Origin of the sequence: Streptomyces sp. ISL-12 (assembly GCF_018614415.1) — a bacterium.
In the GTDB taxonomy this organism is placed as follows: domain Bacteria; phylum Actinomycetota; class Actinomycetes; order Streptomycetales; family Streptomycetaceae; genus Streptomyces.
Map to the genome: position 1 here is coordinate 747 of NZ_JAGGOO010000035.1, position 21,592 is coordinate 22,338.

The window sequence follows — 21,592 nt, forward strand, 5'->3', positions numbered from 1 at the left end:
GGCCGGGAGGTCCGCTGCGGGTGCGTCCGGGACGGCGGCGGAGGGCGTGCCGGGCGCGGCAGCGGACCGGTCCTCGCGGTGGTCGTCCTCGCGGTGGTCGTCGGTCACAGCCGCTCCATCTGCCGGTCGGCCAGGTCGGTGATCGTCTTCTTCTCGATCGGTTCGGCGCTGTAGATCCAGATCTCCATGGCGATGTCACCCCGCCAGGCGTGCGCCTCCGCGCTGTACACCGGGACGCCCGCCTCGCTGTCGGGCACGTTGTGGACGTACGCCCGCCCGTCCCCCGTACCGGCGATCGGCCAGCTGTCGGTGTCCCCCTGCTCGGCCCAGTACTGGGCCTCGTCACCGACCTCGGCGGCGGCGACGTACTCCTCCTGCCGGAACTGGATCAGCCGGACCTCGACCGTCCCGTCGTCCGTCTCCCAGCCGGTGACGGCCGCCCGGCGGAACTCCTGGTCGACCAGGGTCTCGAAGGCGCTGTCCGGCCGGTTGAAGGCGGCGGAGTAGCCGGCCAGGTCCAGCCAGCCGTCGGAGCCGGCCAGCCAGTCGGCCTCCCGGGTCCCGCCGGGCTTCTTCACCAGCAGCTCACGGAGGTCGCCGTCGGTCCGCACCTGGCGGTCCCGCGCGGCCGGCAGCGGCTCGGGCCCGTCGCCCTCGCCCCGCGCGAGCGCGGCCTGCGACAGCGCGGGCAGCCGCGTCGGTTCCCGGTCGGCCTGGACGAGGTAGCCGCCGCAGGTGCCGGCGATCACACCGAGCACGGCGGCGGTGCCGATCAGCAGGGCGGTACGCCCCTTCCGCCGGGACCGTACCGCCCCTGCTCTGTCTTCTGGTTCTGCTTGTTCTTCCAAGATGTCCCCCACAGGACGTGAAGCGCGCATTCCGCGAGCGCGCACAGGAGACTCATGGCTGTCACCAGGGGTTGCGGGGGCGTTGATTACGATTCGGCCATGGCGAAGAAGCTCGTGATCAAGGTGACCGCGGGGGCCGATGCCCCCGAACGCTGCTCGCAGGCGTTCACGGTGGCGGCGGTGGCCGTGGCCAGCGGCGTGGACGTCTCGATGTGGCTGACCGGCGAGTCCTCCTGGTTCGCGCTGCCGGGCCGTGCCGCCGAGTTCGAACTCCCGCACGCGGCACCGCTGCCCGACCTGATCGACTCCCTGCTGAGCGGCGGCCGGCTGACGCTGTGCACCCAGTGCGCGGCGCGGCGCGGCATCACCGAGGAGGACGTCATCGAGGGCGTCCGCATCGCCGGCGCCCAGGTCTTCGTCCAGGAGGCCCTGGCCGACGACACCCAGGCGCTCGTCTACTGAGCCGCCCGGGGCGAGTGACCCGACCGGCTCCCCTGGATCAGCGTCGTCGTTTCCTGCCGTCCAGTTCGTCCCACCACTCGTCCGACTCCGGGTCGCCGGACGGGTCGTCCCACCAGCGGTCCTCGGGGCCGCGGCGGTTGGCGACGATCGCGGCGAACGGCGGGATGACCATGGCGACCACGCACATGCCGACGGCCGCCGGGACGGACCAGATCCGGACGACGCCCCAGGCCAGCACGAAGAGCGCGATACAGGTGCCCATCAGGGCGAAGTACACGTGCCGCCGCCGTGCGTACATGTACTCCAGGGTAGGTCCGGACATGCCGGAGGGCCGCGTCCCGGGCGTCCAACCCGTGGGGCGCGGCCCTCGGCCGTCACACATGCCGTCGCACATGCCGTCACGCATGCGTCAGACGGCGATCGCGACCTCCGCCAGGCCGCCCTGCTGGGCGACCACCGTGCGGTCGGCCGTGCCGCCCGGGACCAGGGCGCGGACGGTCCAGGTGCCCTCGGCCGCGTAGAAGCGGAACTGGCCCGTCGCGGAGGTCGGGACCTCCGCCGTGAACTCGCCGGTGGCGTCCAGCAGACGGACGTAGCCCGTCACCGGCTCGCCGTCCCGGGTCACCTGACCCTGGATGGTGGTCTCACCGGGCTTGATCGTCGAGGCGTCCGGGCCGCCGGCCTTCGCTCCACACATGTCCTAGTCCTTACGTCGCGGGTCGCAGCGGGTTACTTGGCGGCGCCGAGCTCGATCGGCACGCCGACCAGGGAGCCGTACTCGGTCCAGGAGCCGTCGTAGTTCTTGACGTTCTCCACGCCCAGCAGCTCGTGCAGCACGAACCAGGTCAGGGCCGAGCGCTCGCCGATGCGGCAGTAGGCGATGGTGTCCTTGGCCAGGTCGACCCGCTCGTCGGTGTAGAGCTGCTTGAGCTCCTCGTCCGACTTGAAGGTGCCGTCGTCGTTGGCGTTCTTCGACCACGGGATGTTGCGCGCGGACGGGACGTGGCCCGGACGCTGCGACTGCTCCTGCGGCAGGTGGGCCGGGGCGAGCAGCTTGCCGGAGAACTCGTCGGGCGAGCGGACGTCGACCAGGTTCTGCGCGCCGATCGCCTTGACGACGTCGTCGCGGAAGGCGCGGATGGACGTGTCCTGCGGCTTGGCCTTGTAGTTCGTGGTGGCCCGCTCGGGGACCTCCTCGACCAGCTCGCGGGCGTCCAGCTCCCACTTCTTGCGGCCGCCGTCGAGCAGCTTGACGTTCTCGTGGCCGTAGAGCTTGAAGTACCAGTAGGCATAGGACGCGAACCAGTTGTTGTTGCCGCCGTAGAGGATCACCAGCGTGTCGTTGGCGATGCCCTTCGCCGACAGGAGCTTCTCGAAGCCCTCCTGGTCGATGAAGTCACGGCGGACCGGGTCCTGGAGGTCCTTGGTCCAGTCGATCCGGATCGCGTTCCTGATGTGGTTCTTGTCGTACGCGGACGTGTCCTCGTCCACCTCGACGATCGCGATGTTCTCGTCGTCCAGGTGGTCCTGCAGCCAGTCGGCGTCGACCAGGACGTCACTGCGGCTCATGTTCTCTCCTCCGGGGCAGTTGCGGCGGGGCGTGCGAGTGCGGTGGGTGCGCGCACGGCGCACCGGTGCCCTGGAACAGGGCAGGCGGCGAACGCGGAAGGCGGGCTTCCGCTCAGAACGGGCGACAGAGCATGGCGGCAACGCGGCACAGGTCCACTGCCCGCCGCTTCGTGAGATCCGCCTGTCGCTTCATGGTGTCCGATCGTAAGGACGACCCTGCGGGCGTGTCACCGTCGTGTCGGATGATGAGACAGGATCGTCCGCGATGTGGGATACGGGACGGGGTGCGGGGCCCGGTGCGCTGCCGGGCGGACGCCGTCGTCTCATCTGGCGGACATTCGCCGTCCGTCCTGGGTGCCGGACCGGGTGGCCTGGGCACCGGACCGGGTGGCCTGGGCGCCGGACCGGGTGGCCTGCGTGCCGGACCGGGCGGCCGGAACGGCCCGGGGCGGCTGAGCGCTCGCCCGTCCGCCCGGAATCCGTCCTACCCGGCCAGTTTGACGTTCGAACCCGTCACCGAGATCTCGACGCCGTCCTTCGCCGCCTCGACCTTGTCCAGCTTGATGCCGCCGGGCAGTTCGTCGATCACCTGCTGGAAGTCGGTGATCTGCCGGATCTGGGCGTCGGACAGGTCGACCTGGCCGAACGACGGCAGATCGTCGGCGGTCACGCCGACCTTGTCGCCCTCGACCGTCACGGAGCTGAGCACGTGGATCGGCTCGGGCAGCTTGGTGCCGAGCACCGTCGCCTCCACGGCGACGTCGATCTTGCCGTTGCCGCCGTCCGAGAGGCCGACGATGCCGGCCGTGACGCCGGAGGTGATCTGCACGGGCTCGGACCCCGCGGCCTTCAGCAACTCGTCGTAGGAGACGGTCGCCGTGCCGGACGCGGTGGCCGCGGTGGCGGAGCTGTAGTCACCGGAGAACGCGATGCCCTTCATGTGCGCCCTCAGGTCGTCGATCCGGACCTGCTCCGTGCCGCCGCCGGCCGTCGCCGCGTACTCGTCCATGGTGACCTCGACGTCGTCCAGTTCACCGCCCGCGACCTGGGTGAGGAAGGGGAAGCCGTTGATCGACACGTCCGGGGTGGCGGTCAGGTCCTCCTGGGCCTTCAGCTTGTCCGCGACCTCGCCCTCCGCGAAGTTCACCGCGAGCCGGTCGGCGGCCACGAACAGCCCGCTCAGGACCACGACGACGATCAGCAGTATTCGCAGTGCGCGCATTTCTTCCCACCCCAGCGGACTTCACGGTCGAGGGCCACCGTAGCCGTCCCCGGCCGACCCCGAACAATCCGTCGATCATCTGTGACAGTGACGGCCCGCGCCACGGTCAGCCCAGCACCCGTCCGAGCGCCCACACGGCCGGCGCCGCCGCGCTCAGCGGCAGGGCGACACCCGCGGTGAAGTGCACGAACCGGGACGGGTAGTCGTAGCTCGCCACCCGGTGGCCGGCCAGCGCGCACACCGCCGCGCCCGCCCCGAGCAGCGCCCCCGACGAGCCGAGGTCCGTGATCCCGCCCGCGGCGAACCCGGCACCGGCCGCGGCGAGCAGCGCCACGGCCACCGACACCGGCGTCGGCAGCGGCAGGGCGCGGACCAGGGCGGCGACCGCCACCGCGATCGCGCCGACCGTCACCGCGTCCGCGTCGGCCGCGAGCCAGCCGCCCGCGACGATCGCCAGCGCCGAGGCGACGACGGTGGCCGTCAGGCCGTACATCCGCTCGTCCGGATCGGCGTGCGACCGCAGGTGCAGGACGAGGGAGAGGAGCACCCACACCCCGATCGTGCCGAGCAGGGCCGCCGGGGAGCGGTCGGAGACCAGCAGCGCCGCGTCCGCGACCAGCGCGCCGAGGAAGCCCAGCGCGATGCCCTGCCGGGCCGGCCACATCCCGTTCAGCCGGAACCAGCCCGCCGCGGTGACCGCCTGGAGCACGACCAGCGGCACGAGCACGGCGTAGCCGCCGACCGCCGCGGCACCGGCCAGCAGCAGCCCCAGCAGCGCGGTGAGCGCGGCCGGCTGCCCGCCGGGCTCGATGATCGGCGAACGCCCCTCGGCGCGGGCCCGCTGGGCATCGGTGATCCGGGCGTTCCCGGCGATGGTGGCGGGGCCGTACCCGGTGTCCGGGGCGGGGGGCGGCTCGTACGGCTGGGGCCGGGGCTGGGGCTGGGGTTCCGGCTGCGGCTGCGGCGTGTAGGTCTGCGCCGGGTACTGCTGAGGCTGTCCGTACTGCTGCCCGTGCTGTTGTCCGTACTGCTGCCCGTGCTGTTGTCCGTATTGCTGCTGCGGGTACTGCTGATACGGCTGTTGGTACTGCTGCGGAGGCTGCTGCCCGTACTGCTGCTGCCCGTACTGCTGCTGCGGCAGATACGCCGTCTCCTCCGCCGGGGCCGCCGGTACCGGTGGCTGTACGGACGTCTCCCAGGTCTGCCCCTGCCACTGCTGGGTGTACTGCTCGGCCTCGCGCGGGTCGTCGTACCCCTGCGCGGGACCCTGCCACTGCCGCGGCTCGTGTCTGTCGAACGGCTGGTTCGTCATCGGTCGGTCGTCACCCTCCTGCGAACGGCGGGAGCACCTCGACCGTGCCGCCGTCGGCCAGCCGTACCGTCTCATGCCCGCGCGTGCCCACGGGATCGCCGTCGACGAGGAAGGAGCAGCGCAGCAGCACGCGCGCCAGCTCGCCGGAGCCGGAGCCGGAGCCGGAGCCGGCGTGCCGCGCGCGTACGGCGTCGATCGCCTCGGCGAGCGTGTCCGCCTCGTACGCCTCCTCCGCCACCCCGGCGGCGGCCTTCGCGGCGGCCCAGTAGCGCACCGTGACCTTTGCCATCTAAATCCTTTTGAGTCCTGTGTCTACGGGCTGTGGACACCGTCAGGCTAGCTCGCCCGCGAGAGGGCCCAGTCCCCGATACGGCACAGGAGTTCGGCCGTGGCGGCGTGCTCGGCGTGGCCCATGCCGGGCTCCAGCCAGAGTTCGCCGTGGTCACCGGCGGCCTCGGCCAGCATCCGGGGGTGGTCGAGGGGGAAGTAGCCGTCGCTGTCGCCGTGCACGATCAGCAGCGGTACCGGCGCGATCCTGGCCGCCGCCTCGGCCGGGGAGAGCGGCACCGGGTCCCAGTCCCGGTCGTGGATGCGGGTGCGCAGGGCGTAGCGGCCGACGAGCCGGCCCTCGGGGCGCAGCACCAGCCAGTGCAGGCGCCGCATGGGGGCGGTGCCCCGGTAGTACCAGCGGGCCGGCGAGCTGACCGAGACCACCGCGTCGACGCCGCCGTGCAGCGCCGCGTGCCGCAGTACCACCGAGCCGCCCATGGAGAAGCCGACGGTCACCACGCGCGCGTACCCGAGGCTCCGGACCCGGTCGACCGCCGCGGCCAGGTCGAGGACCTCGCGGTCGCCGACCGTGGAGCGCCCGCCGGACGCCCCGTGACCGCGGAAGGAGAACGTGGCGACAGCCCCGTACCGGGTGAATTCGGCGGCGATCCGGCGGATGTGCGGGCGGTCGGCGTCGCCCGTGAATCCGTGGGCGACGACGAACGCGAGATCACGACAGGGTGGCCGGGAGCTTTCGTATACAAGTCGCGGCGGGTCGTATACGAAATCGATTCGCACCCCGTCGGACGTGCGCAAATGCTCCCGGAGAGGCCGCCGGCGAGCCGTCTCGGAATGCGGACGAAAGGTGGAACGTGCCACATGACCTGCCGGACCGTCGCTCATGTCGGCTATTGTGCTGGGCAGAGGACTCGGGCAGTGAAGCCCCCGGGTCCTTTTGTGCTTTCGGAAGCGTTGTATACGAGGCGGGAAACCGCAGGTGTACGGAGCCCCGGGATCGCAGAGCAAAAACGCAAACGTCCTCGCAGGGACCGAGGAGGAACCCGACGTATGAGTTCTCTGCTGCTCCTGACCAACGCCCTCCAGCCGTCGACGGAGGTGCTGCCCGCCCTCGGACTGCTGCTGCACAACGTGCGCGTGGCCCCCGCGGAGGGCCCCGCCCTGGTGGACACCCCCGGGGCCGACGTGATCCTGATCGACGGCCGCCGTGACCTGCCGCAGGTGCGCAGCCTGTGCCAGCTGCTGCGTTCCACCGGCCCCGGCTGTCCGCTGGTCCTGGTCGTCACCGAGGGCGGTCTCGCCGCCGTCACCGCCGACTGGGGCATCGACGACGTACTCCTGGACACCGCCGGACCGGCCGAGGTCGAGGCCCGGCTGCGCCTGGCGATGGGCCGCCAGCAGATCGTCGCCGACGACTCCCCGATGGAGATCCGCAACGGCGACCTGTCGGTCGACGAGGCGACGTACTCCGCCAAGCTCAAGGGCCGGGTGCTGGACCTGACCTTCAAGGAGTTCGAGCTGCTGAAGTACCTCGCGCAGCACCCGGGCCGGGTCTTCACCCGCGCCCAGCTCCTCCAGGAGGTCTGGGGCTACGACTACTTCGGCGGCACCCGCACGGTCGACGTGCACGTACGGCGGCTGCGCGCCAAGCTCGGCCCCGAGCACGAGTCGCTGATCGGCACCGTGCGCAACGTCGGCTACCGGTTCGTGACGCCCGAGAAGCCCGAGAAGCCGGCCCGCGCGGCGGAGGACGCCGACTCCGGGCGGGCGGCGGCGGACAGCGCGGCCGGGGCGGAGAGCGCCGCCGAGGTCGGCGAGGGTGCGACCAAGGTCTGACACGGCCTGCCCCTGGACTGGTCCATCCGCGTAGACTCCGCGCGTGGCCAAGGTGACTCGGGACGATGTGGCGCGGCTGGCAGGGACTTCCACTGCCGTGGTCAGCTATGTCATCAACAACGGACCCCGGCCGGTCGCCCCGGCCACGCGCGAGCGTGTCCTCGCCGCGATCAAGGAACTGGGGTACCGGCCGGACCGGGTCGCCCAGGCCATGGCGTCGCGCCGCACCGACCTCATAGGCCTGATCATCCCCGACGCCCGCCAGCCCTTCTTCGGGGAGATGGCGCACGCGGTCGAGTGGGCCGCCGCCGAGCGCGGCAAGATGGTGCTGGTCGGCAACACCGACTACGTGGCCGAGCGCGAGGTGCACTACCTGCGCGCCTTCCTCGGCATGCGGGTCTCGGGGCTGATCCTCGCCAGCCACGCGCTGAACGACCTGGCCGCCGCCGAGATCGAGGCCTGGGACGCCCGGGTCGTCCTGCTGCACGAGCGCCCCGAGGGGATCGACGAGGTGGCCGTCGTCACCGACGACCTCGGCGGCGCCCAGCTCGCCGTACGCCACCTGCTGGAACACGGCCACGACTACGTCGCCTGCATGGGCGGCACCGCCGAGACCCCGTCCGTCGGCGACCCCGTCTCCGACCACGTCGAGGGCTGGCGGCGCGCGATGCGGGAGGCCGGGCTGTCCACCGAGGGCCGGCTCTTCGAGGCGCCGTACAACCGCTACGACGCCTACCAGGTGGCCCTGGAGATCCTCGCCGGGCCGCGCCGCCCGCCCGCGATCTTCTGCTCCACCGACGACCAGGCGATCGGCGTGCTGCGCGCCGCCCGCGAACTGCGCCTGGACGTGCCGGGCGAGCTGGCGGTGGCCGGGTTCGACGACATCAAGGAGGCGGGGCTCGCCGACCCGGGCCTGACGACGGTCGCCTCCGACCGCTCCGCGATGGCCCGTGCGGCGGTGGACCTCGTCCTCGACGACGGGCTGCGGATCGCCGGTTCGCGGCGCGAGCGGCTGAAGGTGTTCCCGTCCCGGCTGGTGGTCCGCCGGTCCTGCGGCTGCGGGTGACCCGCCTTCCCGGACGCTTTATATCGGGCATACGAGCTTCTGCCGGGCTTCTCAGTCAGCGCTCAGGAGCCTCTCATGGTCGGCCGTGATGCTCGTGGACATGACCGAGAGCATCCGCCGCGACGGCGAGTACGAGACCTCCGAGAACCCGTACGCCAACCCCTACGAGGGCGCCCAGCAGCACGCCTACGCTCAGCAGACCGCCGCGGAGGGTGAGTACCAGACCTCCGCCGTGAACCCCGAGTGGCCGCCCCCGCCGGCGCAGCCGCCCGTCGCGCTCGCCGTGGACGGGGCTCCGAAGAAGCGCGCCCGGCGCCCCTTCGCCCTGCTGGCCGCGGTGGCGATCGTCGCGGCGGCGGTCGGCGGCGGCACCGCCTACGGCATCCAGGAGCTGACCGGCAGCGACACCGTCGTCTCCAGCTCCACCAGCGCCAGCGTGGTGCCGTCCAGCCAGAAGGGCACGGTCTCCGGGGTCGCCAAGGCGGTCAGCCCGAGCATCGTCGAGATCAGCGCCACCTCGTCCGCCGGTTCCTCCACCGGCTCCGGCGTGATCATCACCAGTGACGGCGAGATCATCACCAACAACCACGTCGTCTCCGGCGCCACCTCCGTCAAGGTCTCCACCAGCGACGGCAAGGAGTACACCGCCGAGGTCGTCGGCACCGACGCCTCCAAGGACCTGGCCCTGATCAAGCTCCAGGACGCCTCCGGGCTGACGGCGGCGACCCTCGGCGACTCGGACGGCGTGCAGGTCGGTGACGAGGTCGTGGCGATCGGCTCCCCCGAGGGCCTGACCGGCACGGTGACCAGCGGCATCGTCTCCGCCCTCAACCGTGACGTGACCGTCTCCACGGACGAGAGCCAGCAGCAGCAACAGCAGCAGGGCGGCGGCAGCGGTCAGTGGCCGTTCGAGTTCGGCGGCCAGGAGTTCAACGGCGACACCGGCTCGTCCACGACGACGTACAAGGCGATCCAGACCGACGCCTCCCTCAACCCGGGCAACTCCGGCGGCGCTCTGATCGACATGAACGGCAACATCATCGGCATCAACTCCGCGATGTACTCGGCCTCCGGCTCCTCCTCGTCCTCGTCCGAGGCGGGCAGCGTGGGCCTGGGCTTCGCGATCCCGATCAACACCGTCAAGGCCGACCTGGACACCCTGCGGGCCGGCGGCACCGACAGCTGAGGAGCAGCGCCATGATCGAGCAGGTCTCCCATCCGGTCACCGGCACCGACCCGGCCGGGTTCGCCCTGGCCCTGGAGGTGGCGTCGGCACTGCACCCGCCGGCGCCCCGGGCTCCCGAGCTGGCGCCCCGCCGCCCCCGCGCCCACCGGGCCCCGGCCCGCCGCCGCGGCGCCGTACGCGGCTGAGTCCCCGCTTACGCTGAAGGGGTCCAGCCCCGTCCCCCACCGCACCCGAGGAACACCGAGCCATGAGCCCCGCAGACGGCGACCGTGACACCCAGCGCATCCTGATCGTCGACGACGAACCGGCGGTCCGTGAAGCCCTCCAGCGCAGCCTCGCCTTCGAGGGGTACGACACCGAGGTCGCCGTGGACGGCGCCGACGCCCTGCAGAAGGCGGCGGCGTACCGGCCCGACCTGCTGATCCTCGACATCCAGATGCCGCGGATGGACGGCCTGACCGCCGCCCGCCGCATCCGCGCCACCGGCGACACCACCCCGATCCTGATGCTGACCGCCCGCGACACCGTCGGCGACCGGGTCACCGGCCTGGACGCCGGCGCCGACGACTACCTGGTCAAGCCCTTCGAGCTGGACGAGCTCTTCGCCCGCGTCCGGGCCCTGCTGCGCCGCAGCTCCTACGCGGCGGCGCAGGCCGCCACCGCCGACGAGAACGACGACGTCCTCGCCTTCGCCGACCTCACCATGGACCTGTCCACCCGCGAGGTCACCCGCGCCGGACGCTCCGTCGAGCTGACCCGCACCGAGTTCACCCTCCTGGAGATGTTCATGGCGCACCCGCGCCAGGTCCTCACCCGGGAGCAGATCCTCAAGGCGGTCTGGGGCTTCGACTTCGAGCCGTCGTCCAACTCCCTCGACGTGTACGTGATGTACCTGCGCCGCAAGACCGAGGCGGGCGGCGAGCCGCGCCTGGTCCACACCGTGCGCGGCGTCGGGTACGTGCTGCGCCAGGGCGGCGCGGAGTGATCAAGCGGCTGCGCTCCCTGCCCCTGCGCTCGCGGCTGGCCCTGCTGGTCGCGGCGGCGGTGGCCTTCGCGGTGGCGGCCGTGTCGGTGACGTGCTGGTTCATCGTGCAGGGGAAGCTGTACGACCAGCTGGACGCCGATCTGCGCAAGGCCACGGCCCTCACCGACCCCAAGCAGGTCGGCCAGATCCGGGAGGCCCTCGCCACCTGCACGCAGACCCCCCGCGAGGGCGGTTTCGGCACCACCTACTCGCAGATCGTCACCGCCGACGGCACCACCTGCCTGTTCACCAACTCCTACGGCGAGGTCAAGGTGACCGACGCCGACGAGGAGGTGATGCAGCAGTCCTCGGCCGGTGAGGGCATCCTGCGCAACGGCACCGCCGAGGACGGCAAGGCCCTGCGCGTGCTCACGGTGTCGCTGCCGCTGACCGACCAGCGCACCCAGGCCCGTGCCGACGCGGTCCTCATCGCCGCCGTCCCCCTGGACGGCACCCAGTCGACCCTGAACGACCTGGCCCTGCTCCTCCTCCTCGTCTCCGGCGTCGGCGTGATCGGCGCCGGCGCGGCGGGTCTCGCCGTCGCCCGCGCCGGACTGCGCCCCGTCGACAAACTCACCGAGGCCGTCGAGCACGTCGCCCGCACCGAGGACCTGAGCGTCCGCATCCCGGTGGACGACGACAGCGAGGACGAGATCGCCCGCCTCTCGCACTCGTTCAACTCCATGACGTCGTCCCTGGCCAACTCCCGCGAACTGCAACAGCAGCTGATCGCGGACGCGGGACATGAGCTGCGTACGCCGTTGACGTCACTCCGGACCAACATCGAACTCCTCACCCGCAGCGAGGAGACCGGCCGCCCGCTCCCCGAGGCCGACCGCAAGGCGCTGCTCGCCTCGGTGAAGGCGCAGATGACGGAACTGGCCGCCCTCATCGGCGACCTCCAGGAACTCTCCCGCCCCGACACCGGCCAGCACGCGGGCCGCACCCAGATCGTCGCCTGGCAGGAGACCGTCGAGTCGGCCCTGCGCCGGGCCCGCCTGCGCGGCCCCGAGCTGACCATCACGGCGGACGTCGAACCCTGGTACGTACGCGCCGAGCCGGCCGCGCTGGAACGGGCGGTGGTCAACATCCTCGACAACGCCGTGAAGTTCAGCCCCGAGGGCGGCACGATCGACGTCCGTCTGACCGCCGGCACGCTCACGGTCCGCGACCACGGTCCCGGCATCTCCGCGTCCGAACTTCCCCACGTCTTCGACCGCTTCTGGCGCTCGGAGTCGGCCCGCTCCCTCCCCGGCTCGGGCCTCGGCCTGTCCATCGTGGCCCGCACGGTCCAGCAGGCGGGCGGCGAGGTCACCCTCGCCCCGGCCCCCGAGGGCGACGGCACGGTGGCGACGATCCGGCTGCCGGGGGCACCGGTACCGCCTCCGGAGTCCTCGCCGGACGGGGACGGGGGTGACGGGGGTCAGGGATGAGGGCTCACTGCCAGAAGATCTCTTCCACGACGAGCTGTGGGTCCTCGACGCGACGCACGAACGTGTAGATCAACCAGCCGTGCCCCTCGTCGAAGAAGAAGATCCGGGCCCCCTTGGGATCGCTCGACCGCACCGGTCCGACCCTCATGCCGGTGGGGAGATCCGCGTCGGCCTCGATGCCACGGAAGTACGGATCTTCCGCCGTGACCAGCTCGGCGCGCACCGCGTCGACGATCTTCCGCACCTCCTCGGGAAGTGCGTCGCGGGCCGCCTGGGCCTTGAGCGTCCAGTCCATCTGCCAAGGCGGCCCCATGAACCCGTCGGCGGTCACTGACCGGGCTCCACTCGCTGTGCCTGGTAGCGGATATTGGACGCCTCTTCGAGGAGTGCCCTGGCCTGGGTGAGGTCCGCCGACTCCCCCGCACGGTGCTCAAGATCCCTCAGATGGGCCTCCAGCGCGGGATCCCGAGCGATCGCGTACGCCCCCCACCAGCGAGCCATGAACGCGGGCACCGTGCTGATGTCGTAAGCCTCGGAGACGGCCCACGTCCAATGCTCGTCGAAGTCGGTGAGCAGGTGCGGGGCGTACTGGGCGATCGCCGCACGCAGCGCCTTGGGGCTCCGCTCCGGCATGGGCGGGACGGCCGCTCGGGAGTCCGAGGCGTGGACGCTCATGATCGATGTGCCTCCTTCGGTGCGCCGTGTCTACGACCATAGCCGCAGCGTCGGAAGCCCGACGCCGTACCGCGCGCCTTCGACCAGGATCACGCGTCGCCTCAGGTGCAGCCGAGCATCCCCGGGGAGTCGATGTCGACCGCGAGGAAGCCGGGCGGGTAGGCGTCCTCCTGGGCGGTCAGGATGATCGACATGCCCCCGGACTCCAGGTGCGGGGTGGCCACGTAGAGGGCGTGGCAGAGGTCGGCGCCGCCCCACCCGTCCCGGATCATGCCGCCCACCGTGACGGCCGCCACCCGCTCCGCGATCTGCTCGGCCGTCGGCTCCCGCGAAGCGAGCTGCTCGACGAGCTTCCCGAGCGTCACGCCCCGCTCCCTGGCCAGCTGCGCGAGGTGGTCGCGGGCCTCGCGGGACACCTGGATGGTTGTGGTGTCTGCCATACGTCGCCATAGCGCCGCCATGCCCGGACGCGGCAACCTCGTGCCGCTCGGCTGCGACCTGCGGGTGTCATGTACGCCCTCGCACTGATCGGAAGCAGCAGATGAGCCACCCCCATGGCCGCACCGCCCTGACCGCTCTCCTCCCGCTGACCCTGACCGCCGCCACCCTGGCCTACGCGACGGAGGCGAACGGGCCCGTCGTCACGGACGCCGTGAGCGCCGCCGCGACCACCCTCACCGTCGCCAAGGATGGCTCCGCCCAGTACACGACCGTGCAGGCCGCGGTGAACGCCGTACCGGCCAACAACGCCTCCCGCGTCGTCATCGCCGTCGCGCCGGGCACGTACCGCGAGCTGGTCAAGGTCCCCTCCGACAAGCCGCACGTCACCATCCAGGGCACGGGCGCCTCCCGCAAGGACACGGTGATCGTCTACAACAACGCGGCCGGCACGCAGAAGCCCGACGGCTCCGGGACCTACGGCACCGGCGGCAGCGCCACGGTCGCCGTCGAGGCGGACGACTTCCAGGCCCGCAACCTCTCCATCACCAACGACTTCGACGAGGCCGCCAACCAGTCCCTCTCCGGTCACCAGGCGGTCGCCCTGCGCACGGCGGCCGACAAGGTCTTCCTGGACGGCGTCATCGTCACCGGCGACCAGGACACCCTGCTCCTCGACACCGCCGCCAAGGACAAGCTGGGCCGCGTCTACGTCTCGGACTCCTACGTCCTCGGCAACGTCGACTTCATCTTCGGCCGCGCCACGGCGGTGATCGACCGCTCCGTCATCACCCTGCGCAAGCGGTGGGACGGTTCCTCCGCCGGTTACGTCACCGCCCCCAGCACGGCCGCCGACCGCAAGAGCATCCTCATCGCCAACTCCACGGTCAACGGCGACGTGTCCAGCGGGTCCTTCTATCTCGGCCGCCCCTGGCACGCGGGCGGCGACGCGACCCTCGACCCCCAGACGACGGTCCGCAACACCAACCTCAGCGCGGCGGTCAAGTCGACGCCGTGGACCGACATGAGCGGCTTCTCCTGGAAGGCCGACCGCTTCGCCGAGTACAAGAACACCGGCGCGGGCGCGGGCTCCGCCAGCACCGACCGCCCCTTCCTGACCGACGCCCAGGCAGCCGGCCAGGAGGTCGCGGACTGGCTCGGCGACTGGACGCCTACGGCATCCTGACCCCACCTACAAACGCCGCCCAGGCGTCCCGCCCGAACACGATCACCGCCCCGTCCGTGACTTTGCTGTCTCGGACGGGGACGAGGGTGGAGGTGCCCTCGGCTATCTCGACGCAGTTCGTTCCGCCGCCGTCGCTGTAGGACGACTTGCGCCAAGTGACGCCGGTCAGGTCGGACATCCCGTTCATGATCTGCACTCCTTCAGCAGGCGCTTGATGAACGCCGTAGACTCCGCCGGGGTCAGGGCAGCATCCCTGACGAGATCGTAGGACAAGCGGAAGGCCATGACCTTGTCCGGATCGTCGATCACCTCACCGAAGCCGTTGCCCTCCACGTAGGCCACCGGGTCACCGCTCCGCTGCCAGAAGAGCCAGAGATGGCTGTCCATGAGAGCGTGCACGCCGGCCGCGTAGGGCAGCACCTGGAGAGCGACAGACGGCAGTTCCGACGCGTCGACCAGGTGCGACAGCTGGTCCGCCCAGACTTTGGCGTCGGGGACGGGACGGCGTACCGCACCCTCGTCCAGGATCACGCGCACGCTCGGCGTCGGTTGCCGGTACAACAGCTCCTGCCGTCCCATGCGCGCGGTCACCTGTTCCTCTACTTCCGGTCCGTTACCGGACGTTGCCGCAGTCCCGGACAACACCGCCCGCGCGTACTCCTCCGTCTGCAACAAGCCCGGCACCCGGAGCTGGAACATCCACATGATCCGGGCCGTGTCCTCCAGCTCCATGAACCCCCTGTACTTGTCCTTAAAGACCTCCTTGCGCGCATCCCGCCACAGGCCGACCAACAGGTCCCCCGAGCCGTGGTACCGGTCCAGGTCCTCCATGACCGCCCGCTTGGACAGCCGTTCACCCGTCTCCAGGCGGTACAGGTAGCTCTTGTCGTACGACGTCTCCTCGGCGAGCTGCCCCAGTGACTTGCCCGCCTTCTCGCGCAGAAAACGAAGCGTCCGCCCCAAGAGCACGCGCTTCGACACCCCTTCACCGAGCGAGTGTTCGTCCATGCCGCCCCCTCTCCCTTGCCTGGCGCACCGACAACGCCAGCCCTCTTCACGAGAGTACGCACGGACAGTGACAGTGGAGACGCGAACCGTAATCATGCGTGCGAGGAGCCCCCCATGACCTACCGCCTCCTGCCCTGGACCACCCCCGAAGGCAACCCCTGTTACCTCAGTACCGACGGCGGCCCGGACTCCCTCATGTCCCGTGTCGCCGATGACATCGAGGAGGCCCAGCTGGCGTCCGGCACGCAGGTGTTGGCCGGAGCCCGAGCCGTGCTGGGCGACCAGAAGGCCGGCGAACGTGCCCTCCGTTTCGCGCTGGTGCGGGCCACCGAGTCGTTGGAGGAGGTGCTGCGGGTGGCGGTCAGCCGGGGAGGGCGGGCAGCGGGCGGTTCGTGACCGCCAGACGCGCGTACGTCCCGCCGCGCGCGACCAGTTCGGCGTGTGTCCCCGACTCCACCAGCCGTCCCCCGTCCACCACCAGGATGCGGTCCGCGTCCGGCGCCAGCGTCAGGTCGTGGGTGATCATCAGCGTCGTACGGCCGGACACCAGGCGGCGCAGGGGCTGGACCACCTGGCGGGCGGCGATCGCGTCGAGGCCGGCGGTGGGTTCGTCGAGGATCAGGACGGGCGACGCGCGGAGCATCGCGCGGGCGATGGTCAGCCGCTTGAGCTGGCCGCCGGAGAGGGCGGCCGTGCCGGGGGCGATGAGGGTGTCGTAACCGGCGGGTAGGGCCGCGACGAAGTCGTGGGCCGCCGCCGCGCGCGCCGCCGCCTCGATCTCGTCCCGCGTCGCGCCGGGGCGCCCGCACGCGATGTTCTCGCGGATCGTGCCGTGGAGGATCAGGGTCTCCTGGGGCAGGAGGGTCACCTGTTCCCGCAGGAAGTCGAGGCGCAGATCCCGCAGCGGGACGCCGTCCAGGCAGATCATGCCCGCCGTCGGGTCGTAGAAGCGGGTGAGGAGCTTGGCCAGGGTCGACTTGCCGGCGCCGCTGGGACCCGTGACGACGACCAGTTCGCCGGGGCGGGCGGTGAACGCCAGGTCGCTCAGGGAGGGCCGGTCGGCCTCCGGGTAGCGGAAGGTCACGTCGTGGAAGGCGACCCAGCCGCGGACCGGACCGGGGGTGACGGGGACGGCCGGGTCCGTCACCGCGGGCCTGGCGTCCAGGATCTCGCCGAGCCGCTGGGCGCCGGCGGTGGCCGCGGTGAGGGTCAGGCCGAGCTGGCCGAGGCTGCGGACCGGCGGATAGAGGTAGCCGATGAAGGCCGCGAAGGCGAGCAACTGGCCGAGGGTCATGCGGTCGGCGGAGATCTCCCAGACCCCCAGGCCGATGACCGCCAGCACGCACAGCGTCTCGACGACCTCGACGAACTGCTCGTACAGCTCGCTCAGCCGGGCGCCCCGCACCGACGCCTTCATCCAGGCGCGGGCCTCGCGGTCGAGGCGGGCCTCCTCCGCGCCGCGCCGGTTGTACGCCTGGGTGAGGACCACGTTGCCGAGGGCCTCCTCCACCACCGACGTGATCGCGCCGTCGGCGACCCGCTCGTCCGTGGACGCCTTCTTGATCCGGCCGGCGAAGCGGCGGGCGGCGAGGAGGAAGAGGGGGGCCAGGACGAAGGTGGCGAGGGCGAGGTCCCAGCGGAGCCAGAGGGCCGCGGCGGCGTAGAAGACCGCCGAGAAGGCGGCGGAGACCGTGCCGACGACCCCGGACACGACCATCTGTTCGATGGCCTCCACGTCCCCCGTCATCCGTTCCACCAGGTCACCGCGCCGGTGCCGCTGGAAGAAGTGCGGGGGCAGGGTCTGGAGGTGGCGGAAGACGCCCGCGCGCAGCCGCAGGACGAATCTCTCGGCGGTCCAGGTGGCCAGGGAGTTGCCGAGGTAGCCGACCACCGCGCCGAGCACGGCGACGGCCAGCCAGCCGCCGGCCGGGCCCCAGAAGGCGGAGAGCGAACCGGCCTTCAGGGCGTGGTCCGTCAGCTCCGCGAAGAGCAGGATCGACGCGGTCTCGGCGAGCGCGGCGACCACCACGCAGGCCACGATGACCACCAGCCAGCGGCGGTCGCCGCGGGTCAGCGGCCAGAAACGGCGGAACGCCGCACGGACTTCCCTCATGATCGGCTCCTTCTCTGCTCCGGACATGCCCGAGGCGGGGCCCCGGAGCGCGTACGCTCCGGCGGCCCCGCCTCGTGAGCGGCCTCAGCCCTGGCGGGAGACCGGGCGGCGGCGGTTCGACGCGGCCTGCTTCGGCGCGGCCTTCTTCGGGGCGGCCTTCTGCGCGGGCTGGGCGGCGGCCTTGCGGTTGTTGTTCTTCTTCACGGGGGTGACCTTGTGGAAGCTCATGAGTGGTTCCTCTCTGTACTGCGGTGTGGGTGAGGTGTGACGGGTGCGGTGCGGTGCGGATCAGCCCTGGCGGGAGACCGGGCGGCGCTTCGCGGCGGCCTGCTGCGGCGCGGCCTTCTTCGCAGCGGCCTTCTTCGCCGGCTGAGCGGCGGCCTTGCGGTTGTTGTTCTTCTTCACCGGCGCGACCTTGTGGAAGCTCATGAGTGGTTCCTTTCCCCTGCGATTTCTTATGCGTGTTTTATGTGAACCACCTGGCACCTCATAGGAGCCAAGTATGCGTCAGCCTTTACGGCTGTGAATCAGATCAGCCCTTGTTGCCGACCGGGCGGCGCTTCTGCGCGGCCTTCTTCGGCGCCGGCTTGGTGGCCTTCTTGGCGGCCTGAGCGGCGGGCTTGCGGGTCTTCTTGACCGGGGTGACCTTGTGGAAGCTCATGATGCTCTCCTTCATTGTTTGCGTTGGTGTCGTTCGCTGTCGACATGGAAAACACTACGGGACGCCGACCCCGAAAAGCGCCGATTCCGCTGAGACCTCGATTAATTGGAGCTGAGATCAGATTTCAGGAGAGAAAGGGAACCAGGCGGGAACTGACACAGAATTTAGGCAGCGAAAAGCCCGGCAGGGACACCGCGTGTCCATGCCGGGCCGAGACGCGGCCGAGCGGGTGCCCTACCGCACGATGGTGATCCGGTCCGCCGCCGGCGGAGCCAGCGGGGCCGACGCCGACGAGCCGGCCGTCAGGTACTGCTCCAGCGCCGTCAGGTCGTCCGCGCCGACGACGTCGTTCGTGCCCTGGCCCAGGGTCGTGAACCCGTCACCGCCGCCCGCGAGGAAGCTGTTGCTGGCGACGCGGTAGGTGGCCGCCGGGTCGATCGCCGCCCCGTTCAGCCGGATCGAGTCGGTCACCACCCGGTCCGCGCCCGTCTTGGTCAGGTCGAGGGTGTACGTCAGCCCGTCCGACACCTGGAGGATCTTCGGCGCCGCCTCGTTCGTCCCGCTCACCTGCTCCTTGAGCACCTGGACCAGCTGGGCGCCGGTGAGGTCCTGGAGGTTGACCGTGTTGGCGAACGGCTGCACCGTGAAGCCCTCCGCGTACGTCACCACCCCGTCGCCCTCGGAGCCGCTCGCCGCGTAGGTCAGCGGGGCGCGGATGCCGCCCGGGTTCATCAGCGCGAGGTCGGTCTCCGGGTCCAGTTCCCTGCCGTGGGCGAGCTGCGCGTCGGCGATCAGGTCGCCGAGCGGGGACTCGGTGCCGGTGTTGCCGATGTCGCCGGAGATCCAGCCGACGGCCCGGTTGCCGATGGGCGCGGCCAGCGCGTTCCACTTGCCGATCAGCGCGGTCATGTCGGGCGCCTTGGCGACGTCCCGGGTGACGACGTGGTTGGCCGACTCCACCGCCGTACGGGCGATGTCACCGGTCCGGCGGTCGTAGGTCAGGGTCGTGTCCGTGTACAGGCGGCCGAAGGAGGAGGCCGAGGTGACCATGCGCGGGTTGCCCGCCGGGTCGTCGATCGTGCAGACGTACGCGTTGTGGGTGTGGCCGGTGACCAGTGCGTCCACCTGGGGCGTGACGTTCTTCGCGATGTCGACGATCGGCCCGGAGATGCCGTCCCCGGCGCCGGGCGAGTCACAGTCGTAGTTGTACGAGGACGAGGCCGGGTAGCCGCCCTCGTGGACGAGCGCGACGATCGACTTCACGCCCTGGCGCTGGAGCACCTTGGCGTACTTGTTGATCGTCTCGACCTCGTCCTTGAAGGCGAGGCCCTTGACGCCCTCGGCGGAGACGATGCCGGGGGTGCCCTCCAGGGTCACGCCGATGAAGCCGACCTTGACGCCGTTCTTCTTCCACACCCAGTACGGGGCGAGGACCGGCTTGCCGGTCTTCTCGTCAAGGACGTTGGCGGCGAGGTAGGGGAAGTCGGCGCCCTTGAACTCCTTGTCGGTGTAGCAGCCGTCGGTGGGGTGGCAGCCGCCGTTCTGAAGCCGGGCCAGCTCGGTGGCGCCCTCGTCGAACTCGTGGTTGCCGACGGAGGTGACGTCCAGGTCGAGCTTGTTCAGCGCCTCGATGGTGGGCTCGTCGTGGAACAGCCCCGAGATCAGCGGGGAGGCGCCCACCATGTCGCCGCCGGCCGCGGTGATGGAGTACGCGTTGCCCTTGCGGGCCTGGCGCAGGTGGGTGGCGAGGTACTCGACGCCGCCCGCGTCGATGGTCTCGGTCGAGCCGTCCTCGCGGGTCTCGGTGACCCGGCCGCTGGAGCCGGCCGGGGGCTCAAGGTTGCCGTGCAGGTCGTTGAAGGAGAGGAGCTGGACGTCCTGGTACCGGCTCCGCTGATGCCCGTGGCCGCCCTTCTCCCCCGCGCCGGCCGGCAGCGCGGCGGCGGTGAGCGAGCCCACGGTGAGGGCCCCGACGGCCACCGCGAGCAGACGGGTGGTCCGGCGTCTGCGGCGCGGATCGTGCGGTGAGTGTGCGTTGGCTGGTGGCATGACGGCCCCCTGTGGGTGTGCTGGGAACAGGTGGGCGCAGCCTAGAGTCAACGCGCGTAGCGCGACAGGGGGTCGCGGGTTACATCCTGGTTTACGCCCCGTCGCCGTGACGCCGCCCCGGGCCGCTCCCGGCGTTCTACCCTCGTACGCATGACCAGCGACGACACCCTGCGGCCCGGCCGCCCCCGTTCGATCGACACGTACGACGCCCTCACCGCCGAGCAGACCGAGGCGGTCCTCGCCCTGCTCGCCGAGGCCGCCCGCACCGACGGGCAGCAGGCCGTGTCCGAGCAGGGCCGGCTCCACCTGCGTGGCGAGGCCCGCGAAGGCGTCTCGCACTTCCTGCTGACCGTCGACGGCGAACTCGTCGGCTACGCCCAGCTGGAGGGCACCGACCCGGTGGAACCGCCGGCCGCCGAACTGGTCGTGCACCCCTCCCGGCGCGGGCAGGGACACGGGCGGGCACTGGGGTCGGCGCTGCTCGCCGCGTCCGGCAAGCGGCTGCGGGCGTGGGCGCACGGCGGGCACTCCGCCGCGCGGCACCTGGCCCAGGTCCTCGGCATGACGCTCTTCCGCGAACTGCGCCAGATGCGGCGCCCGCTGGCCGGCCTCGACCTGCCCGAACCGGTGCTGCCCGAGGGCGTGACCGTCCGGACCTTCGTGCCCGGGCAGGACGACGCGGCCTGGCTCGCCGTGAACGCCGCGGCCTTCGCCCACCATCCCGAACAGGGCTCGCTCACCCAGCGCGACCTGGACGACCGTATGGCCGAACCGTGGTTCGACCCGGCCGGGTTCTTCCTCGCCGAACGGAAGGGCAAGCCGGTCGGCTTCCACTGGACGAAGGTGCACGCGGAGGAGGGGCTCGGCGAGGTCTACGTCGTCGGCGTCCGGCCCGACGCGCAGGGCGGCGGCCTCGGCAGGTCCCTCACCACGATCGGCCTGCGGCACCTGGCGGAACGGGGGCTGCCCACGGCGATGCTGTACGTCGACGCCGACAACGGGGCGGCGGTGTCCGTGTACGAGCGGCTGGGGTTCGTGACGTACGAGACGGATCTGATGTACCGGACGGAGACGTGACCGGGCGGGGCGGGCGGGGCGCTTCGCGCGTCTGACCGGCGGTCATCTGGCGGTCCCTGGCCGTGATCTGGCGGTCCCTGGTCTTGTCTGCCGGTCCCTGGTCTTCATCTGCCGGGACCCGACCTTCATCTGCCGGGAC

General features: G+C 71.3%; 28 protein-coding genes. 10 read left to right on the top strand and 18 right to left on the bottom strand.

Going from position 1 to position 21,592, the window contains the following annotated elements:
• Positions 1 to 104: 104 nt before the first annotated feature.
• Positions 105 to 848, bottom strand: coding sequence for a hypothetical protein (locus J7I94_RS10245; RefSeq protein ID WP_215166681.1), 744 nt, complete (start codon positions 846 to 848; stop codon positions 105 to 107).
• A 99-nt stretch (positions 849 to 947) separates the two neighbouring features.
• Here J7I94_RS10245 and J7I94_RS10250 point away from each other — a divergent pair, with 99 nt between their 5' ends.
• Positions 948 to 1,310, top strand: coding sequence for a DsrE family protein (locus J7I94_RS10250; protein WP_215166682.1), 363 nt, complete (start codon positions 948 to 950; stop codon positions 1,308 to 1,310).
• Between the two features lie 37 nt (positions 1,311 to 1,347).
• Here the strand turns inward: J7I94_RS10250 and J7I94_RS10255 are convergent, their stop codons facing one another.
• The 7 genes from J7I94_RS10255 to J7I94_RS10285 all read right to left on the bottom strand — a co-directional run bounded on the left by J7I94_RS10255 (position 1,348) and on the right by J7I94_RS10285 (position 6,586).
• The gene (locus J7I94_RS10255) at positions 1,348 to 1,608 is read right to left on the bottom strand and encodes a DUF3099 domain-containing protein (protein WP_215166683.1); all 261 of its coding nucleotides are present in this window, start codon (positions 1,606 to 1,608) and stop codon (positions 1,348 to 1,350) included.
• Positions 1,609 to 1,719: 111 nt separating this feature from the next.
• Positions 1,720 to 2,007, bottom strand: coding sequence for a DUF1416 domain-containing protein (locus J7I94_RS10260; protein WP_030187974.1), 288 nt, complete (start codon positions 2,005 to 2,007; stop codon positions 1,720 to 1,722).
• 32 nt (positions 2,008 to 2,039) lie between these two features.
• Entirely contained in the window at positions 2,040 to 2,879 is an 840-nt protein-coding gene (locus J7I94_RS10265; protein ID WP_215166684.1) for a sulfurtransferase, read from the bottom strand.
• 484 nt (positions 2,880 to 3,363) lie between these two features.
• Complete coding sequence (locus J7I94_RS10270) at positions 3,364 to 4,101, bottom strand: DUF2993 domain-containing protein (protein WP_215166685.1); 738 nt, start codon at positions 4,099 to 4,101, stop codon at positions 3,364 to 3,366.
• Positions 4,102 to 4,207: 106 nt separating this feature from the next.
• Positions 4,208 to 5,413 (bottom strand): hypothetical protein, encoded by a 1,206-nt coding sequence (locus J7I94_RS10275; protein WP_215166686.1) that lies wholly within the window; start codon positions 5,411 to 5,413, stop codon positions 4,208 to 4,210.
• A gap of 10 nt (positions 5,414 to 5,423) precedes the next feature.
• Positions 5,424 to 5,702: a MoaD/ThiS family protein gene (locus J7I94_RS10280; protein WP_215166687.1), complete on the bottom strand. Its 279-nt coding sequence runs from the start codon at positions 5,700 to 5,702 to the stop codon at positions 5,424 to 5,426.
• Between the two features lie 47 nt (positions 5,703 to 5,749).
• Complete coding sequence (locus J7I94_RS10285; RefSeq protein ID WP_215166688.1) at positions 5,750 to 6,586, bottom strand: alpha/beta hydrolase; 837 nt, start codon at positions 6,584 to 6,586, stop codon at positions 5,750 to 5,752.
• A gap of 165 nt (positions 6,587 to 6,751) precedes the next feature.
• On the opposite strand from J7I94_RS10285, the gene J7I94_RS10290 reads away from it, so the two are divergent.
• The 6 genes from J7I94_RS10290 (at position 6,752) to J7I94_RS10315 (ending at position 12,246) form a co-directional block, all read left to right on the top strand.
• Positions 6,752 to 7,537, top strand: coding sequence for a response regulator transcription factor (locus tag J7I94_RS10290; protein WP_215166689.1), 786 nt, complete (start codon positions 6,752 to 6,754; stop codon positions 7,535 to 7,537).
• A 43-nt stretch (positions 7,538 to 7,580) separates the two neighbouring features.
• On the top strand, positions 7,581 to 8,603 hold the full coding sequence (locus J7I94_RS10295) for a LacI family DNA-binding transcriptional regulator (RefSeq protein ID WP_215166690.1): 1,023 nt from the start codon (positions 7,581 to 7,583) through the stop codon (positions 8,601 to 8,603).
• A 100-nt stretch (positions 8,604 to 8,703) separates the two neighbouring features.
• Positions 8,704 to 9,789 (top strand): S1C family serine protease, encoded by a 1,086-nt coding sequence (locus J7I94_RS10300; protein WP_215166691.1) that lies wholly within the window; start codon positions 8,704 to 8,706, stop codon positions 9,787 to 9,789.
• A gap of 11 nt (positions 9,790 to 9,800) precedes the next feature.
• Positions 9,801 to 9,974: a hypothetical protein gene (locus J7I94_RS10305; RefSeq protein WP_215166692.1), complete on the top strand. Its 174-nt coding sequence runs from the start codon at positions 9,801 to 9,803 to the stop codon at positions 9,972 to 9,974.
• 62 nt (positions 9,975 to 10,036) lie between these two features.
• Positions 10,037 to 10,774, top strand: coding sequence for a response regulator transcription factor (locus tag J7I94_RS10310; RefSeq protein ID WP_215166693.1), 738 nt, complete (start codon positions 10,037 to 10,039; stop codon positions 10,772 to 10,774).
• Entirely contained in the window at positions 10,771 to 12,246 is a 1,476-nt protein-coding gene (locus J7I94_RS10315; protein ID WP_215166694.1) for a cell wall metabolism sensor histidine kinase WalK, read from the top strand. Before J7I94_RS10310 ends, J7I94_RS10315 begins: the two co-directional genes overlap by 4 nt.
• Positions 12,247 to 12,250: 4 nt before the next feature.
• Here J7I94_RS10315 and J7I94_RS10320 read toward each other — a convergent pair whose 3' ends face one another.
• The 3 genes from J7I94_RS10320 to J7I94_RS38225 form a co-directional block, all read right to left on the bottom strand.
• Positions 12,251 to 12,577 carry a hypothetical protein gene (locus tag J7I94_RS10320; protein WP_308114534.1) on the bottom strand — a complete coding sequence of 109 codons (327 nt, stop codon included), beginning with the start codon at positions 12,575 to 12,577 and terminating at the stop codon, positions 12,251 to 12,253.
• Positions 12,574 to 12,921, bottom strand: a complete 348-nt coding sequence (locus J7I94_RS10325; RefSeq protein WP_215166695.1) for a hypothetical protein — start codon at positions 12,919 to 12,921, stop codon at positions 12,574 to 12,576. The genes J7I94_RS10320 and J7I94_RS10325 overlap by 4 nt, the downstream gene beginning before the upstream one ends.
• A gap of 101 nt (positions 12,922 to 13,022) precedes the next feature.
• Entirely contained in the window at positions 13,023 to 13,361 is a 339-nt protein-coding gene (locus tag J7I94_RS38225) for a hypothetical protein (protein WP_251074939.1), read from the bottom strand.
• A gap of 101 nt (positions 13,362 to 13,462) precedes the next feature.
• Here J7I94_RS38225 and J7I94_RS10335 point away from each other — a divergent pair, with 101 nt between their 5' ends.
• Entirely contained in the window at positions 13,463 to 14,545 is a 1,083-nt protein-coding gene (locus tag J7I94_RS10335) for a pectinesterase family protein (protein WP_215166696.1), read from the top strand.
• On the opposite strand, the gene J7I94_RS10340 is transcribed toward J7I94_RS10335, so the two are convergent.
• Together J7I94_RS10340 and J7I94_RS10345 are read right to left on the bottom strand one after the other, a co-directional pair.
• Positions 14,532 to 14,732, bottom strand: coding sequence for a DUF397 domain-containing protein (locus J7I94_RS10340; RefSeq protein WP_215166697.1), 201 nt, complete (start codon positions 14,730 to 14,732; stop codon positions 14,532 to 14,534). The two genes, J7I94_RS10335 and J7I94_RS10340, sit on opposite strands and share 14 nt — an antisense overlap.
• Complete coding sequence (locus J7I94_RS10345; protein WP_251074940.1) at positions 14,729 to 15,553, bottom strand: helix-turn-helix transcriptional regulator; 825 nt, start codon at positions 15,551 to 15,553, stop codon at positions 14,729 to 14,731. Before J7I94_RS10345 ends, J7I94_RS10340 begins: the two co-directional genes overlap by 4 nt.
• 114 nt (positions 15,554 to 15,667) lie before the next feature.
• Between J7I94_RS10345 and J7I94_RS10350 the strand changes: the two genes are divergently transcribed.
• On the top strand, positions 15,668 to 15,949 hold the full coding sequence (locus J7I94_RS10350; RefSeq protein ID WP_215166699.1) for a hypothetical protein: 282 nt from the start codon (positions 15,668 to 15,670) through the stop codon (positions 15,947 to 15,949).
• On the opposite strand, the gene J7I94_RS10355 is transcribed toward J7I94_RS10350, so the two are convergent.
• The 5 genes from J7I94_RS10355 to J7I94_RS10370 all read right to left on the bottom strand — a co-directional run bounded on the left by J7I94_RS10355 (position 15,915) and on the right by J7I94_RS10370 (position 20,376).
• Positions 15,915 to 17,666, bottom strand: coding sequence for an ABC transporter ATP-binding protein (locus tag J7I94_RS10355; RefSeq protein ID WP_215166700.1), 1,752 nt, complete (start codon positions 17,664 to 17,666; stop codon positions 15,915 to 15,917). The two genes, J7I94_RS10350 and J7I94_RS10355, sit on opposite strands and share 35 nt — an antisense overlap.
• 84 nt (positions 17,667 to 17,750) lie before the next feature.
• Entirely contained in the window at positions 17,751 to 17,894 is a 144-nt protein-coding gene (locus tag J7I94_RS10360; protein WP_215166701.1) for a hypothetical protein, read from the bottom strand.
• Positions 17,895 to 17,954: 60 nt separating this feature from the next.
• Entirely contained in the window at positions 17,955 to 18,095 is a 141-nt protein-coding gene (locus J7I94_RS10365; RefSeq protein WP_215166702.1) for a hypothetical protein, read from the bottom strand.
• 103 nt (positions 18,096 to 18,198) lie between these two features.
• Positions 18,199 to 18,327 carry a hypothetical protein gene (locus J7I94_RS38985; protein WP_285442525.1) on the bottom strand — a complete coding sequence of 43 codons (129 nt, stop codon included), beginning with the start codon at positions 18,325 to 18,327 and terminating at the stop codon, positions 18,199 to 18,201.
• Between the two features lie 234 nt (positions 18,328 to 18,561).
• Positions 18,562 to 20,376 (bottom strand): bifunctional UDP-sugar hydrolase/5'-nucleotidase, encoded by a 1,815-nt coding sequence (locus tag J7I94_RS10370; RefSeq protein WP_215166703.1) that lies wholly within the window; start codon positions 20,374 to 20,376, stop codon positions 18,562 to 18,564.
• Between the two features lie 150 nt (positions 20,377 to 20,526).
• Between J7I94_RS10370 and mshD the strand changes: the two genes are divergently transcribed.
• Complete coding sequence (mshD, locus tag J7I94_RS10375) at positions 20,527 to 21,453, top strand: mycothiol synthase (protein WP_215166704.1); 927 nt, start codon at positions 20,527 to 20,529, stop codon at positions 21,451 to 21,453.
• The last annotated feature ends 139 nt before the right edge of the window (positions 21,454 to 21,592 follow it).

What these genes read in the sequence shown, in the direction of transcription:
- J7I94_RS10340 (WP_215166697.1), bottom strand. Translation starts at nt 14,732, where the DNA reads ATGAACGGGATGTCCGACCTGACCGGCGTCACTTGGCGCAAGTCGTCC.
- J7I94_RS10265 (WP_215166684.1), bottom strand. Translation starts at nt 2,879, where the DNA reads ATGAGCCGCAGTGACGTCCTGGTCGACGCCGACTGGCTGCAGGACCAC.
- J7I94_RS10365 (WP_215166702.1), bottom strand. Translation starts at nt 18,095, where the DNA reads ATGAGCTTCCACAAGGTCGCGCCGGTGAAGAAGAACAACAACCGCAAG.
- mshD (WP_215166704.1), top strand. Translation starts at nt 20,527, where the DNA reads ATGACCAGCGACGACACCCTGCGGCCCGGCCGCCCCCGTTCGATCGAC.
- J7I94_RS10335 (WP_215166696.1), top strand. Translation starts at nt 13,463, where the DNA reads ATGAGCCACCCCCATGGCCGCACCGCCCTGACCGCTCTCCTCCCGCTG.
- J7I94_RS10250 (WP_215166682.1), top strand. Translation starts at nt 948, where the DNA reads ATGGCGAAGAAGCTCGTGATCAAGGTGACCGCGGGGGCCGATGCCCCC.
- J7I94_RS10325 (WP_215166695.1), bottom strand. Translation starts at nt 12,921, where the DNA reads ATGAGCGTCCACGCCTCGGACTCCCGAGCGGCCGTCCCGCCCATGCCG.
- J7I94_RS10310 (WP_215166693.1), top strand. Translation starts at nt 10,037, where the DNA reads ATGAGCCCCGCAGACGGCGACCGTGACACCCAGCGCATCCTGATCGTC.
- J7I94_RS10255 (WP_215166683.1), bottom strand. Translation starts at nt 1,608, where the DNA reads ATGTACGCACGGCGGCGGCACGTGTACTTCGCCCTGATGGGCACCTGT.
- J7I94_RS10300 (WP_215166691.1), top strand. Translation starts at nt 8,704, where the DNA reads ATGACCGAGAGCATCCGCCGCGACGGCGAGTACGAGACCTCCGAGAAC.
- J7I94_RS10290 (WP_215166689.1), top strand. Translation starts at nt 6,752, where the DNA reads ATGAGTTCTCTGCTGCTCCTGACCAACGCCCTCCAGCCGTCGACGGAG.
- J7I94_RS10280 (WP_215166687.1), bottom strand. Translation starts at nt 5,702, where the DNA reads ATGGCAAAGGTCACGGTGCGCTACTGGGCCGCCGCGAAGGCCGCCGCC.
- J7I94_RS10355 (WP_215166700.1), bottom strand. Translation starts at nt 17,666, where the DNA reads ATGAGGGAAGTCCGTGCGGCGTTCCGCCGTTTCTGGCCGCTGACCCGC.
- J7I94_RS10370 (WP_215166703.1), bottom strand. Translation starts at nt 20,376, where the DNA reads ATGCCACCAGCCAACGCACACTCACCGCACGATCCGCGCCGCAGACGC.
- J7I94_RS38985 (WP_285442525.1), bottom strand. Translation starts at nt 18,327, where the DNA reads ATGAGCTTCCACAAGGTCACCCCGGTCAAGAAGACCCGCAAGCCCGCC.
- J7I94_RS10285 (WP_215166688.1), bottom strand. Translation starts at nt 6,586, where the DNA reads ATGAGCGACGGTCCGGCAGGTCATGTGGCACGTTCCACCTTTCGTCCG.
- J7I94_RS10360 (WP_215166701.1), bottom strand. Translation starts at nt 17,894, where the DNA reads ATGAGCTTCCACAAGGTCACCCCCGTGAAGAAGAACAACAACCGCAAG.
- J7I94_RS10345 (WP_251074940.1), bottom strand. Translation starts at nt 15,553, where the DNA reads ATGGACGAACACTCGCTCGGTGAAGGGGTGTCGAAGCGCGTGCTCTTG.
- J7I94_RS10270 (WP_215166685.1), bottom strand. Translation starts at nt 4,101, where the DNA reads ATGCGCGCACTGCGAATACTGCTGATCGTCGTCGTGGTCCTGAGCGGG.
- J7I94_RS10305 (WP_215166692.1), top strand. Translation starts at nt 9,801, where the DNA reads ATGATCGAGCAGGTCTCCCATCCGGTCACCGGCACCGACCCGGCCGGG.
- J7I94_RS38225 (WP_251074939.1), bottom strand. Translation starts at nt 13,361, where the DNA reads ATGGCAGACACCACAACCATCCAGGTGTCCCGCGAGGCCCGCGACCAC.
- J7I94_RS10350 (WP_215166699.1), top strand. Translation starts at nt 15,668, where the DNA reads ATGACCTACCGCCTCCTGCCCTGGACCACCCCCGAAGGCAACCCCTGT.
- J7I94_RS10260 (WP_030187974.1), bottom strand. Translation starts at nt 2,007, where the DNA reads ATGTGTGGAGCGAAGGCCGGCGGCCCGGACGCCTCGACGATCAAGCCC.
- J7I94_RS10275 (WP_215166686.1), bottom strand. Translation starts at nt 5,413, where the DNA reads ATGACGAACCAGCCGTTCGACAGACACGAGCCGCGGCAGTGGCAGGGT.